Raw genomic sequence first — 13293 nt, 5'->3', positions numbered from 1 at the left:
CAGCCGGGGCAGTTGAGCGGTCTCAGCAAGATCTACTTGCTGTGGTCTTCGGAGTAGCCCTCGTGCTCGCCCTTGCCGTCGCTGTGGTCACTGTAGTGCTCACCCTTGCCGTCGTCGTGGCCCCGGTCGAAGTCCCCGTTGATGCAGGTGTTCCCGAAGCTCGGGTTCAGCAGGCCGATGATGCTCAGGGAGTTGCCGCAGACGTTGATGGGGGCGTTGATGGGGATCTGAACGACATTGCCGGACAGCAGACCCGGCGAGCCGTAGGCAACGCCCTCCGCGCCGGCGTCGGCGCTTGCCGCGCCCGCCCCGCCGAACATCAGGGCGCCTGCAGCCGCGGTCATAACTACTGCACTTCCCAGCTTGAACATGAGCTCTCCGCAGATCGAGTGCCGTCGCTCGGATGCGACTGCTGCGTTCACAATGCAGGTTCAGCTCCGTCCAACCCATCGACGCGCCTTTCCGGCGCCGTCTGTCGCCTGAACGGCGGGCCCTACGGGGGTGGGCCGCAGCCTGCAGCGGTCGCCGTGCACGGCGCCGAGCCGGCGCCGACGTCGGGATCGTCGAACGCAACCCGCAGGACAAGGGTTTCGTGCCGCAACCGATGCGGTGGAGGGGCGATCGGACCTACGGGATGTTGATTTGCACCGGCGTACGGTCGGCGGCCCATCTCCGGCCTTGCCGACCGGCCCCCGACCGGCCCCCGGCCGGCCTGCCCGAGCACCCGGAACACCCCCGCATCTCGCCGTCTTCGACCACGCGACCGGACCGCTGCGGGAAAGGACATCTGCCGGCACTTTCGATCAACTGCTGCCGAAGAACATTGAAGGCAGCTGAGCCAGGCTGAAACGCCCGGTCGGACTCGACATCCTCAACGAAGCCGGCACCGGCAGCCTCGCCCGGAAGCAATGGCCGACAAGACCTCCGCCAGCAGTCCGCCCCAGCCTCACCCGAACCGATCGGTCAGTGGCCTCCGCAGCGCCGAAATGGTCTCCATAAGGTCACCGAATCTGCACAGCAAGCGGCTATGGCGGACACTTCGAACGGGGTGACTGCCGCTAGGTTTATTTGCATTCCTATTCCCTACCCGTCATGTACGTGACGTGGAGACGCTGTGATATCCAGTTCTGCCGCCTTGCCCGTCTCCTCCTCCGGCGGTCGTCACCGCAAGCTCAAGCCCGTGAACAGAACCGTGCGTCGGACGCTCGTGGCCGCGGTCCTCACCCCGGTCGCCGGTGCGGTGATGACCGGTCAGTCCGCCTTCGCTGCCGATCAGTCGGCAGCGAGCCAGGAAAGCGTCAACAGGCTCGACACCGCCGATCAGAAGCTCGTGGACAATCTCAACGCCCGAGCCCAGGACAAGAACATCGGCAGCACCTTCAGCGGTGTGGTGCTGGATGCCGAGTCCAACGAGGTGATCTGGGGCCACGACGCGAAGACCGCATTGATGCCCGCGTCCAACACGAAGCTCGCCACCGCTACGGGCGCCCTCACGCTGCTCGGCCCCGACCACAAGTTCACGACCAAGGTGGTCTACGGCGACGGCACGCTCACCCTTGTCGGCGGGGGCGACCGTACTCTGACAACCGCCGATCTCACCGAGCTCGCCAAGAGCGCGGCCGCGGGTCTCCGGAACGCGGGTCTTGGCACGGTGAAGGTCCGGATCGACGACAGCCTCTTCCCCGAACCGACCCTCGCGGAGGGTTGGAACAGTAGCTACTACGACGATCAGATCGCACCGGTGCGCTCACTGGTGGTGGACGGGAAGCTCGTCCAGGACACCGCCATCGACGCGGGCAAGGTCTTCGCCAATCGGCTCGCCGAGCAGGGCATCGGCGTCACGGGTGACGTGACCCGCGGTCAGGCCGGTTCGACGGACTTCCCTGTGGCCGAGCACCAGTCCGCGGAGTTGTCCGTGATCGTCAAGCAGATGCTCAAGACCAGCGACAACGACATAGCCGAAACGCTGCTGCGGGCGACCGGACTCGCCTCCGGCCGAGAGGCCACCTACGAGGGCGGCACAGCGGCCGTGCGCGACGTCCTCACCGGTTGGTACGGGGTCTCGGTTGCCGACTTCGAGATCCACGACGGCAGCGGACTGTCCCGCTCCAACCGCATCACGGCCCAGACCGTCGCCGAGATCCTCGATCTGACCACCGACCCCCGGCACAGCGACATCCTGAAGTCGATCTCGGACGGGCTGCCGGTCGCCGGTGAAGCGGGCAGCACCCTCGGGCCCGAGTGGGGACGCTTCGACACCGCGAACTCCGAGTGCGCCGTGGGCCAGGTCAGGGGCAAGACCGGCACCCTGACGGGGGCCACCGCTCTGAGTGGTCTCACACAGGGGAAGGACGGCCGCTGGAAGATCTTCTCCTTCATCGAGAACAATTCCACCGCGGATGGCAGCGCGATCAAGGACTCCTTGGACGGCCTCGCCGCTACGGTGAACGGCTGCTGGGCCTGACCCACCCTCGTCGGGAGGTCCTGCTGACGTCATGACGGGTCGTCGCTGGTCGGTCTCAGCCTCGATCCGATGACCGGGGATGACTCGTCGAGACACGAGGAAGTGCCCTGCGACCTGCGGTGACGGGAGATCCTGAAAGCTTCCGGCACACGCGATCGGCAGGGCACTTCCGATGTGCGGGTTTCCGCTCCCGAGGTCTCCCCATCATCTCCCGATGACCCGTCATCGACGGCGGCCGAGGCCTGCACTGGCTCCCCCTCAAGACTCCACTCGGATGGCCCATTCGGGGTTGTGCCCGGTCAAGGGGCACCGGTGCTCACCTCTCGGGGTCGGACCAAGTCGCCACAAGTGCTCGCCGATCTGGAAAGCGGGGACCTGAGACCATCTCCTGGGTGGTCTCACCGTTGAGCCAGCACACTTGCTCGGGGCCTCCGTCGCCGGTGTCGAACAGACAGCACACTCCGCCGCTTGCGGCGGTGAGGTCGGTGAACACCCGCCTGACGTTGGTCGACCGCGCGAACAAGCGGCTCATCCCCGACGTCGCTGCCCAGCACTCCACCGACGCGTAACCAGGGTGGAGGAGGGACTCGAACCGGATTGTCGCGTAGATGTACCCGATCTGGATGCGCCCGTCCGCTTCGGGTTCAGGGCCGCCCGTCGCCGCGTACTCGCGCAGCGCGTCATCGACGTCGAACATGATGGACGTGTCGAGCTCGAGCGTGCTGCTCGTGGAGCAGTCGACCGGCTCGCTCCTGAAGTGGGACGTGAACGGGAGGACGAGCCGGTCACCGCCCGGCAGTGTGAGCTCAAGCGGCGGCTTCCCACGGGTCGATGGCGCCAACTCGGCCAGATTGGCCAGCGCCCTGGCGACGTTCCGGGGACGCAGGTACATGTCGTAGCCGTAGGTCAGCCCCATTATCTTTTCCCGTCTGCTGCGCCGAACCGCACCTTCTCATGGCCTACCCCTGGGAAACCTGCCATTTTCGGAGAAGCGCGCCGATTCGGCACCACAGCCGTTTCCAGCTGCTCCTTGCCTGCGTGGGATCACCTTGAGGGGCCCCCTCGGTCCTGACAGAATGAGTCGTCATGGCGTGGCTGTGCCTTCGCAGTCCGATCCCGATGTGTCATGGAGTCACCGCATGCGACGAAGGACGGGACTGGCGATCGCCGGGGCGGCAGCCGTGGCCTGGGGCGAGTGGTTGAACTGGCGCTGGTCCCGGGCTCTCGTGGGGAACAGCGGGGGCGCTACCGAGGCCGTGATCGTGCTGGGTTACCGGAACCCCCAAGCGACGGCGAACTTGATCAACCGCTGGCGAGTCCGTGCTGGAATCCGCTCCATCGGCACCGGTGGTGAGCGTGGCACTCGCCTGATCTTCAGTGGCGGTGCGACCAGCAATGTCGCGGCGGAAGCCCAGTTGATGGCTGACTACGCGAAGTCGGTACTCAAGTTCGACGGCACGCTACTCCTCGAGGATCAAAGCGCGACGACATGGGAGAACATCACGAACGTGATCCCACTGATTGAGGACGTCGACCGCATCAAGATCGCCTCCCAGCCGGCTCATGCGCTCAAGGCCCGCGCGTACTTGCGGCGGCAGCGCCCTGATCTTGCCGAGAGGCTCGTGCGCGCGGATGACTACCGCCCCGGCGAGTGGATCGTCGTCAAACTTCCGTTGGCTGTGTACGGACTCTGGACGCTCCGCGGTCTCGACGCCGAGGAACGGAAGGTCTCCCTGCAGGCGGGGCGGCGGGACCAGCGAGGTGGGCGAACACGCGCCCCACGACCATCGATCAGGCACTTGCTCCGCTGAGCGTTGACGCACCACCACATGGGCCATAGCCACTTGTCGTGACCGCGAACCAGATAATGACCAACCGCTGCTGCAACGCATCGACAAACGAGACTGCTGTAAGTGATCTCTTTTCAACCTGGCGGTGTGAAGGGGCAGTTGAGCTGCAGAACCTTCTTCGCCACCCAGTCCCTGCCGAGCGCCGGCCACTCTGTTCGCGCCCCCTGCCACCGTCGACGAGCAGGTATTGGCGGTTCTCAAGGCCTGGCGGCTGCGCCGCAGTTCGTCTTGTGCCACGTTCGCGATGCATTCCTGCTGGAGCTGACGGAACGGCCAGGCCGTGATGTAGCGTGCACGCTCATGTCCATCCCGTCCCTGCTTCTGGACCGACTGCGCCAGGCCGGGCTGATCGATGCCGTGTCGGTGACGCCGGCCGAGGGGGGAGTGGCTGCCCTCGCGGGTATCGCGACGCGCAGCGAGGGGCCACCCGTGTTCGTGAAGGCCTTCCGGGAGACGCCTGCTGACGGCCTGTTCGCAGCGGAAGCCGAAGGGCTTCGGGCGCTGCGCGAGCTGGGCGGGGCCGACACCCCGGAGGTGGTGTGCGCGGGCCGGGACGTGCTGGTGCTCTCCGTTCTGGAGGCGCGTCCGGCCCGGGAGGATTTCTGGGAGCGGCTCGCCCACAGCCTCGCGCGGCTGCACACCACCACCGTGCACGACCGCTTCGGCTGGTCCCGCGACAACTGGCTGGGGCGCTGCCGGCAGGACAACATCTGGGACACCGACGGTCACACCTTCTTCGCCCGGAGCCGTTTGCTCCGCTGGCTGCCGGAGCCCCGGGTACGGGCGGCGCTGGACGAAAGGGACCGTCGGGCTCTGGAGCTGCTGTGCGAGCGGCTGCCCGAACTGCTGCCTTCCCGGCCGGCCTGCCTGACCCACGGTGACCTGTGGGCGCACAACATCCTCGCGACCCGGGAGGGGCAGCCCGCGCTGATCGACCCGGCGGTCTCCTACATGTGGCCCGAAGTGGATCTGGCCCATCTGTGGAGTTCGCCGCACCCGCCCGAAGCGAAGCGGTTCTTTCCGCGGTACGCGGAGCTGACCGGGCTCGACGACGACTGGCCCGCCAGGATGCCGATCATCCAGCTGCGGCAGCACCTGGCCGTCATCGCCCAGTTCGACCACGACTGGGGTGCGGCGGACCAGGTCCGTGCCACGCTCAGGCCGTTCCGTTCGTAGTCACCGGGTCCGCCCCTCCGGCAGACCGGCCAGGCCGGGGGCGAACAGGTGCAACACCTCGTAGCGTTCGTGACGACGCCTCCCGGCCTCCGAGCCATCCCGCCTCAGCGCACGGTAATGACCAGCTTGCCCGTGGTGCGGCCCGTCTCCCCCAGTACGTGGGCCCGGGCGCCTTCGGCGAGGGGGAAGGTGCCGGAGACGTGGGCGCGGAGCGTGCCCCGCTCGACCAGCTCGGCGACGGCGCGCATCCCTGCCTGGTCGTGCTCGACGAGGAGGTTGACGGCGCGGACCTTTGCCTTCTGCGCCGCCGCACGGGTGTCCGCGGCGCCCGGCAGCAGGGAGACGAGGACGCCGCCGGGGCGGAGTACGCCCACGGAACGGGTGGCGGTGTCCCCACCGAGGGCGTCGAGGACGACGTCGTAACGCTCCTCGGTGTCGGCGAAGTCCTCGGAGCGGTGGTCGATGCAGGCATCGGCGCCGAGCTCTCGCAGGAAGTCATGCTTGGGGGCGCTCGCCGTCCCTGTGACGTGGGCGCCGCGCTCCTTGGCGATCTGTACGGCGAGATGACCGACACCGCCCGCCGCCGCGTGGATCAGAACCCTCTGCCCTGCCCGGAGGCCCGCGGTGTCCACGAGGGCCTGCCAGGCCGTGAGCGCGGCCAGCGGCAGAGCGGCCGCCTGGACGTGGTCGATCCCGGCGGGCTTGGCGGCGAAGGCGCGGGTGGGGCCGGTCACGTACTCGGCGTGGGAGCCGGCCCCGTACGGGTAGGGCAGCATGCCGAACACCTCGTCACCGGGCCGGAAGAGGGTGACGCCGAAGCCCGTCTCCACCACGGTGCCGGAGACGTCCCAACCGAGGGTCAGCGGCGGGGGCGGCAGGAAGATGCTCAGGGCTCGGTGCTTGTAGTCCGTGGGGTTGAGTCCGGCAGCGTGCACGGCGACGAGGATCTCCCCGGGGCCGGGCGCGGGCCGCGGAAGCTCGGTCAGTTGCAGGACCTCGGGGCCTCCGAGGGCCGTCTGGTGCAGGGCGAGCATCACTGGGGAGCCATCCGGGGCGGCTGGGCCCGGGGATTCCGTGAGGGTCGCCGGGTCAGGGGAGTTGGGGTTCTCAAGGGTCTCCGTCGAAGTCATGCCTCGATCCTGGCCGTACGGCCCGGCCCGGGGCGATGGCAAGAAGGTCATCCTCCGATACATTCTTGCCATGTCTGTCGCTCCTGCCGCCCGCCGCGTTCCCGGCCCCGGTGGCACTCCCACCGCCCGCCCCACGTCCGCCGCGGCCTCCCACGCCCGTGACCTCGCCGACCGCGCGGCCGAACTGGACCGCCGAATGCGCCCGGACCCGCGGCCAGGCGCCCACAAGGTCGTCGTCCTTGCCCTCGACGGGGTCTACCCCTTCGAACTCGGCATTCCGCACCGGGTTCTGGGGTCTGCCGATGGCCGCTACGAGGTGCTGTCCGCGAGCGTGGACGGGCAGCCCGTGCGTACCGACTCGGATATGACCGTCACCCCCGGACACGGCCCCGAGGTGCTGGCGGAGGCGGACACCGTGGTCATCCCTCCGTACGCGATCACCCGGGCCTCGGCCGCCGCCCCGGACCCGCAGGTCCTCGCCGCCCTGGCCCGCGTCCGCCCCGGCGCCCGTCTGGTGTCCATCTGTACCGGCGCCTTCCTCCTGGCCGCCGCCGGCCTCCTGGACGGGCGCCGGGCCACCACGCACTGGGCGCTCACCGACCATTTCCTGGAGTTGTTCCCCCGGGTCGAGCTCGACGCCGGCGTGCTCTTCGTCGACCACGGTGACGTACTGACCTCCGCCGGGGCGGCGAGCGGTGTCGACGTCTGCCTGCACCTGGTGCGCCAGGACCACGGGAGCGAGGTGGCCAATCAGGTGGCCCGCCGCTGCGTCGTCCCGCCGTACCGGGACGGCGGGCAGGCGCAGTACATCGAGCGGCCGCTGCCGCCGGCGAGCGAGACCGGCACCGGGCCGACCCGCGACTGGGCCCTGCAGCGTCTGGAACTGCCCCTGCCGCTGGAGGAGTTGGCCGCGCACTCTGCGATGAGCACCCGTACCTTCGCCCGGCGCTTCCGGGAGGAGACCGGTCTGAGCCCTGGCCGCTGGCTGACCCAGCAGAGGCTGAGGCGGGCGCGGCACCTGCTGGAGTCCAGCGACCTGCCGGTGGAACGGGTCGCCCACGAGGTCGGCTTCGCCACCGCCACCTCGCTGCGGCGGCACCTGGCGGCGGAGGCAGGGGTCGCTCCGTCGGCGTACCGGCGCACTTTCCGCGCCTTGGGCCCCGCCGCGGGCGGTGTCGGGAGGGCAACAACGACCGAGTCCGCTCTGTGACGTGGTCCTGCGTCAGCCAGAGTCGGCTGATATCTCATAATCGGCGGGACGGGCAGCAGTCATGACTCCGTCCAAGCAGTTCCGTCCCTGCGGGCGCCGGCCGATCCGGCAGTTCCTCGGGCCACCGCGCCGGCCACCGAGCCGGTTTCGTAAGATCCGACCGTGACGACGGGGACAGGGACGACGAAGACAGGGGCGCCGTGGGCGGGCTGGGTGCCGCCGACCGAGACGGAACGGCTGCTCCACGAGACGGCGCCGGCCGGCAACCGGGAGGCGATGCTGGACGCCCTGGCCGGGAGCAGGCTGTTCGTGCTCGTCGCCCGGCTGCACGCGGACACTCCCGGCTTCGATCCCCCGCTTGCCATGCAGCCGGATCCCGCGACGCCGGGCCGGATGTGTGTCACGGTGCTGACATCCGGAACGTTGCCGCCCTGGCACCCCGACTGGGTGTTCGAGGCGATAGGTCTCGACGAGCTCGCGCGCCGTTGGCCGGACGGGGCCCGGTGGCTGGGAATCAATCCGGGCACGCCGTACGCCGTCACTCTCGAGGCAGGTCCGGGACGTCGCCGGGCGTGGCTGAAGGCCCACGCGCGGTCGAGCGGCCCTCGGGCCGGCCTGCTGGTGACCCATCGGGCCGGCCCGCTGCACGGACCGGTCGCACACGGCCTGGCTCTCGGAGCCCATCTCTCCGTGCACAATGGCCTCACATGGAACGACCTGGGCGCCGCCTACGAGGGGTATTCGACGGATCGCGCCAGGCTCCGCAATCCCTGGGGCGTGCTGGACCGCGCCTCTTACCGGGAGACGCTCGAAGCGCTGCTGGCCACCCGGCTCGTCGGCCGTACTCACGAGTGGGTGCTCGGGATCCGTCGCGCCCTCGCCGGACGGCTGTGCCGCACCCCCACCGTCCCGGAGTGGTCCGCGGCTCTCACCGCTGCGCTGACGCGCCGCCAGTGCACACCGTCCGAGGCCGCCGAGGCCCATGAGGCACTGCGACTGGCCGTCATGTACGAGGACAGGTTCCGCGCCGACGGAGCCCTCGGCGCCGACGAAAGGGTCGACACCCTGGCCGCCTTCGACTACGGGCGGGCGGTCAACGTCGTGCGGCTCGCGCTGGGCGCCCGCCTCTGCGATCCGCGCGAAGCCGAACAGACCGTGCTGCGGATCGGCGCCCTGGCCGGGCAGGCGTACGGCTCATGGGCCCAGTTCTCGCTCGGTTACTCGCTGACGCGCGTGATGCACTTCGACGCGGACGATCCGTCCGGAGCGAAGTACGAGCAGTCGCTCGCACAGCACCGCGTCTTGATGCAGGACCCCAACAGCCCCTACCGGAACATCCCTTGGTCATGAATCCACAGCCCCCCGGTCCCAGCCATCCTGCCCAGGGCGCCACCTGGGTATCGCCGTCGATAACGGAGCACCTGCTGTACGAGGCGGGTGCACGCGGTGATGCGGAGGCCCAGTTGCGTGTGCTGGCCGGCGAGGAGCTGTACATCGCCGCTCCGAAGGCCGAGGTGGACGCGGCTCCCGACATGGTCACGTGGCGCTCGCACCGCGACGAGGCCGGTCGGAGCTGCCGGCCGGTGCTCACCCGTGGGATGCTGCCGCCCTGGCATCCGGAGTGGGTGTTCCACGCCGTCTCCCTCAAGTGGATCGCGGAGTTCGCCTGGCGCGACCCGTACCAGCTGCTGTCCGTCAACACGGGCACTCCGGCCCAGATGCTCTTCCCGGCCACACCCCCGCACCGCGCGATGTGGCTGCGCTACCACGCGGAGAACGAACGCCCCAGGAACGACCGGCTGATCGCATTGCGGCACGGGGCGCTGCACGGTCCGCTGGCGTACGGGCTGGCGTGCGGGGCGCATCTGGCGGTCGGCAACGGCGTGCCCTGGAACGAGGTGGGCACCGCCTACCACGAGTACTCGTGCGAGCGGGAGCAGCTCCGCGACTCGTGGGGCATCACCGAACCGACCGGCTGGCGGAAGCAGCTGGACGCTCTCCTGGACGCGCACAACAGCCCGCCCGAGCCCGATTTCGTACTCCGGGTGCGTGAACAGCTCGGGGCAGGGCTCGGCGAGCAGCCCTCCGCGGAGCTGTGGCGCGAAACGGCCGCCGGGCACGCCCAGGACCTCGGGGTGGGGCACGGCACGGTCAAGGACATCGAGGAGCTGGTCCGGCGCATCGTCAGGTATGAGGCACGGTTCCGCGCCGACGGGCTGCTTCCGCCGGACGGCCGGGTCACCACGACGGTCGCCTACGACTACGGGCGCGCCGTGAATCTGGCCAGATGGGGGCTGTCCGCCCGTTTCTGCGTACCGCACGAGGCGGAGCAGGCCGTCGTGTACGCCGGTGCGCTGAGCAGATCGGCCTACCGCTCCTGGGAGGACTTCTCCGCGGGCTACGCGCTGGGCCGTGTGCTGCGGTTCGACGGCGAGGACTACGGCGACTACTACCGGAGCAATGTCACGGCGCACCGTCTGCTGACGGAGAGCGAAGGCAGCCCGTGGCGGAACCTTCCCTGGCGCTGAACCCTGCCGCACTCCTCGCGCTCACCGGCGACCGGGAGCGGCGCCGTGCCAGGGCAGGTGCCCTCCCCTGCCGGCACACCCGTGCCTGTGCGCACGATCCGAAGTAGGAATACCCCTGGGGGGTATATTGTTCAGGCTGGGTGAGGGCCCGGCAGCGGGTCCACACTGGACAGGAGTGGGGATGACGGTCATGGATCACAGCACGCACCACACCGATACCGCGCACGATCTCGCCACCCGTCGGAGTCACGCCGGGCATCACGGCCGGCGCGCGTCGGGGACGTCCTGGTCCATGGCGGCGAAGGCAACACTGCACTGCCTGACCGGCTGCGCCATCGGCGAGATCCTCGGCATGGTCATCGGTACCGCGCTGATGTGGGGCAACGTCGAGACCATGGTCCTGGCCATCGCCCTCGCCTTCGTGTTCGGCTACTCGTTCACGCTGTTCGCGGTCCGCCGGGCGGGCCTGGACCTCAAGAGCGCGATCAAGATCGCGCTCGCCGCCGACACCGTGTCCATCGCCGTGATGGAACTGATCGACAACGGCATCATCGCCCTGGTCCCTGGCGCGATGGACGCCGACCTGTCCGACGGGCTGTTCTGGGCGGCGCTCCTCGGCGGCCTCGCCGTCGCCTTCCTCGTCACCACCCCGGTGAACAAGTGGATGATCGGCCGCGGCAAGGGCCACGCTGTCGTCCACTCCTACCACTGACCCGCCCACGCCAAGGACAGTTCCGGGACTCCCCCGTACCGGTGGGGCGTCCCGGGCCCGGTTCGACACCGGGGCGGAACGGCCGGCCGGCCCGCCCCCTCAGGGCGCGCATACCCATCCAGGGGCCGTACAGCCTCTCTGGAGGCGGCTTCACCGCACCGTATTCGGCCGGTCGGAGACCGCGGCGTCCGGCTCCACAGAGAATTCCCGGAAGACCACTGCCGTCCGCATGTCAGTAACGGCCGGGCTGTCTCGTCTCAGGTTGTGAAGACAGGTTCTGAGAGGAACCCACCCGACAACAAGGAGCTGGTCATGAGCGAGGAGACCACACGTCAGAAGGTCGCACTGGTCACCGGGGCGAACAAGGGCATCGGCCGAGGGATTGCCGAGCAACTCGCCGCGCTGGGCATGACGGTGCTGCTCGGTTCCAGGGACCCGCAGCGCGGGGAGGAAGCAGCAGCGGCGCTGCGCGCGACAGGCGGTGACGTGCACGCGGTCACCTTGGACGTCACCGCCCAGGACACTGTCCGCGAGGTCGCGAAGCAGGTCGAGGAACGCTTCGGCCACCTCGACGTGCTGATCAACAACGCCGGCATCACCGGGTCCGGACAGGTCTCGCCGCAGGACGCCCACGATCAGAACCCCAGCTCGGTCGATCTGAACATGGTCAGGGCGGTGTTCGAGACCAACGTCTTCGGGGTGATCTCGGTGACCAACGCCATGCTGCCACTGCTGCGGCGGTCACCGGCGCCGCGCGTCGTCAACGTCAGCAGTCACGCGGCATCGCTGGCCTTGACCAGTGATCCGGAGGGCCCTTTCGCCGCACTGCTGCCGTCCGCGGCGTACTCGCCGTCCAAGAGCGCACTCACAGCACTGACCGTGCAGTACGCCAATGAGCTGCGTAAGGACGGCGTTCTCGTCAACGCGGCCGCCCCCGGGTATGTCGACACGGACAGCAACAACCACACCGGCTTCCTCACGGTCGCACAGGGCGCCGCAGTCGTGGTGCGCCTGGCAACCCTCGGCGCGGACGGACCGACCGCCGGGTTCTTCGGCGAGGACGGCTCGGTGCCCTGGTGACGCTGACCTGGGCAGCGGCGTGTGCAAGGGGCCACAGCGCTTCGACGGATCACCATGTGGTCGGCTCTGCCGTCGGCGGAACGTCAGACAGTGGTGTCCGTGAGCGAGGGGACGCGGCTTCTCCAGCTGGGAGCCCCGGTCCTGGTGGCGGGCGAACTCCAAGGAGGGGCCGGCGTGACGAAGCCTGAGGAGTTCCAGGAGCTGCGGCCGCTGCTGTTCTCGATCGCCTACCGGATCCTGGGCAGTGTGAGTGAGGCCGAGGACGCGGTCCAGGAGACCTGGCTGCGCTATCAGTCCGCCGCTGCCCATCCCGGGTCGGTCAAGGCGTTCCTGTCGACCGTGGTCACCCGGATCTCGATCGACGTCCTGCGCTCGGCCCGCGTCCGGCGGGAGGAGTACGTCGGACCGTGGCTCCCCGAACCGCTGCTGACCGACCCGTACGAGGATCCGGCGCGGTCCGCGGAGCTGGCGGACTCCTTGTCGATGGCGGCCCTGCTCCTGCTGGAGCGGCTCACCCCGCTCGAACGTGCGGTCTTCGTTCTGCGGGATGTGTTCGCCTTCGGCTTCTCGGAGATCGCGTCGGCCGTGGGGCGGTCGGAGTCGGCGTGCCACCAGCTCGCGGTGCGCGCGCGTCGTCACATGGAGACGGGGCGACCCCGGTTCGAGGCGGACCGGAAGGAACGCGAGGAGCTCGCCGAGAAGTTCTTCGACGCCTTCCGGGAAGGAGATGTCGACGGGCTGGCCGAACTGCTGGCCGCCGACGTTCAGATGGTCGGTGACAGTGGCGGCAAGGCCCCCCAGGTGAAGCCCGTCATCCTCGGCGCCGAGCACGTGGTCCGGGTACTCGCGGCGTTCGTCCCGCTGGTCATCAGGGGGGCCGGCGTCGTGGAGCCGCAGCAGGTGAACGGCCGGCCGGGCGCGATCTTCCGCGACCGGGACGGCAGAGTCCTCAGCACCTGGGCGCTCGACGTGCTCGACGGGCGAATCCAGTCGATCCGCACGGTGAACAACCCGGACAAGCTCAGGCACATCGGCCCCAGGGCAGACGCCTGGGCGGCTCTCCGTGAGGCGACCCAATCCCACCGACCCACGCATTGACCGAGGAACCGGCTGCACTTCGATCCGCTGGGGCACGGATGCCGG

12 protein-coding genes and 1 pseudogene are annotated in these 13293 nt (G+C 69.2%); 10 read left to right on the top strand and 3 right to left on the bottom strand.

The annotated features are described in order from the left end of the window. Window positions 1-32: 32 nt before the first annotated feature. Window positions 33-371 carry a chaplin gene (locus tag ACFWFI_RS17660; protein WP_387390702.1) on the bottom strand — a complete coding sequence of 113 codons (339 nt, stop codon included), beginning with the start codon at window positions 369-371 and terminating at the stop codon, window positions 33-35. Window positions 372-544: 173 nt separating this feature from the next. On the opposite strand from ACFWFI_RS17660, the pseudogene ACFWFI_RS17655 reads away from it, so the two are divergent. Next, window positions 545-643 (top strand): annotated as a pseudogene (locus ACFWFI_RS17655) (IS5/IS1182 family transposase); the annotation flags it as partial. Between the two features lie 537 nt (window positions 644-1180). Beyond that, window positions 1181-2464: a D-alanyl-D-alanine carboxypeptidase/D-alanyl-D-alanine endopeptidase gene (dacB, locus tag ACFWFI_RS17650; protein ID WP_387390699.1), complete on the top strand. Its 1284-nt coding sequence runs from the start codon at window positions 1181-1183 to the stop codon at window positions 2462-2464. A 316-nt stretch (window positions 2465-2780) separates the two neighbouring features. On the opposite strand, the gene ACFWFI_RS17645 is transcribed toward dacB, so the two are convergent. Continuing rightward, window positions 2781-3380, bottom strand: a complete 600-nt coding sequence (locus tag ACFWFI_RS17645) for a hypothetical protein (RefSeq protein ID WP_387390697.1) — start codon at window positions 3378-3380, stop codon at window positions 2781-2783. Window positions 3381-3603: 223 nt separating this feature from the next. On the opposite strand from ACFWFI_RS17645, the gene ACFWFI_RS17640 reads away from it, so the two are divergent. Together ACFWFI_RS17640 and ACFWFI_RS17635 are read left to right on the top strand one after the other, a co-directional pair. Continuing rightward, window positions 3604-4275 carry a YdcF family protein gene (locus tag ACFWFI_RS17640; protein ID WP_387390695.1) on the top strand — a complete coding sequence of 224 codons (672 nt, stop codon included), beginning with the start codon at window positions 3604-3606 and terminating at the stop codon, window positions 4273-4275. 339 nt (window positions 4276-4614) lie between these two features. Then, on the top strand, window positions 4615-5490 hold the full coding sequence (locus tag ACFWFI_RS17635; protein WP_387390693.1) for a fructosamine kinase family protein: 876 nt from the start codon (window positions 4615-4617) through the stop codon (window positions 5488-5490). Between the two features lie 104 nt (window positions 5491-5594). On the opposite strand, the gene ACFWFI_RS17630 is transcribed toward ACFWFI_RS17635, so the two are convergent. After that, a complete protein-coding gene (locus ACFWFI_RS17630) occupies window positions 5595-6620 on the bottom strand; it encodes an NADP-dependent oxidoreductase (protein ID WP_387390692.1) in 1026 nt (341 codons plus the stop codon). A 70-nt stretch (window positions 6621-6690) separates the two neighbouring features. Here ACFWFI_RS17630 and ACFWFI_RS17625 point away from each other — a divergent pair, with 70 nt between their 5' ends. The 6 genes from ACFWFI_RS17625 to ACFWFI_RS17600 all read left to right on the top strand — a co-directional run bounded on the left by ACFWFI_RS17625 (window position 6691) and on the right by ACFWFI_RS17600 (window position 13248). Then, a complete protein-coding gene (locus ACFWFI_RS17625; protein ID WP_387390689.1) occupies window positions 6691-7830 on the top strand; it encodes a GlxA family transcriptional regulator in 1140 nt (379 codons plus the stop codon). Window positions 7831-7992: 162 nt separating this feature from the next. Next, entirely contained in the window at window positions 7993-9180 is a 1188-nt protein-coding gene (locus ACFWFI_RS17620) for a DUF1266 domain-containing protein (protein WP_387390687.1), read from the top strand. Beyond that, window positions 9177-10358: a DUF1266 domain-containing protein gene (locus ACFWFI_RS17615; protein ID WP_387390684.1), complete on the top strand. Its 1182-nt coding sequence runs from the start codon at window positions 9177-9179 to the stop codon at window positions 10356-10358. The genes ACFWFI_RS17620 and ACFWFI_RS17615 overlap by 4 nt, the downstream gene beginning before the upstream one ends. Window positions 10359-10548: 190 nt before the next feature. Continuing rightward, window positions 10549-11070, top strand: a complete 522-nt coding sequence (locus tag ACFWFI_RS17610) for a DUF4396 domain-containing protein (protein WP_387390681.1) — start codon at window positions 10549-10551, stop codon at window positions 11068-11070. Window positions 11071-11382: 312 nt separating this feature from the next. After that, a complete protein-coding gene (locus ACFWFI_RS17605; RefSeq protein ID WP_387390680.1) occupies window positions 11383-12150 on the top strand; it encodes an SDR family oxidoreductase in 768 nt (255 codons plus the stop codon). 174 nt (window positions 12151-12324) lie between these two features. Then, window positions 12325-13248, top strand: a complete 924-nt coding sequence (locus ACFWFI_RS17600) for an RNA polymerase sigma-70 factor (RefSeq protein ID WP_387390710.1) — start codon at window positions 12325-12327, stop codon at window positions 13246-13248. Window positions 13249-13293: the final 45 nt, after the last annotated feature.

This window comes from Streptomyces sp. NPDC060209, assembly GCF_042728155.1.
In the GTDB taxonomy this organism is placed as follows: Bacteria; Actinomycetota; Actinomycetes; order Streptomycetales; family Streptomycetaceae; genus Streptomyces.
Note: the sequence above shows the minus strand (reverse complement) of the source record. Positions and strands in the feature narration are given on the sequence as shown.

Bases quoted from the DNA above. Each gene is read 5' to 3' on its own strand.
- ACFWFI_RS17660 (WP_387390702.1), bottom strand. From the start codon at position 371: ATGTTCAAGCTGGGAAGTGCAGTAGTTATGACCGCGGCTGCAGGCGCC.
- ACFWFI_RS17645 (WP_387390697.1), bottom strand. From the start codon at position 3,380: ATGGGGCTGACCTACGGCTACGACATGTACCTGCGTCCCCGGAACGTC.
- ACFWFI_RS17640 (WP_387390695.1), top strand. From the start codon at position 3,604: ATGCGACGAAGGACGGGACTGGCGATCGCCGGGGCGGCAGCCGTGGCC.
- ACFWFI_RS17635 (WP_387390693.1), top strand. From the start codon at position 4,615: ATGTCCATCCCGTCCCTGCTTCTGGACCGACTGCGCCAGGCCGGGCTG.
- ACFWFI_RS17630 (WP_387390692.1), bottom strand. From the start codon at position 6,620: ATGACTTCGACGGAGACCCTTGAGAACCCCAACTCCCCTGACCCGGCG.
- ACFWFI_RS17625 (WP_387390689.1), top strand. From the start codon at position 6,691: ATGTCTGTCGCTCCTGCCGCCCGCCGCGTTCCCGGCCCCGGTGGCACT.
- ACFWFI_RS17615 (WP_387390684.1), top strand. From the start codon at position 9,177: ATGAATCCACAGCCCCCCGGTCCCAGCCATCCTGCCCAGGGCGCCACC.
- ACFWFI_RS17610 (WP_387390681.1), top strand. From the start codon at position 10,549: ATGGATCACAGCACGCACCACACCGATACCGCGCACGATCTCGCCACC.
- ACFWFI_RS17605 (WP_387390680.1), top strand. From the start codon at position 11,383: ATGAGCGAGGAGACCACACGTCAGAAGGTCGCACTGGTCACCGGGGCG.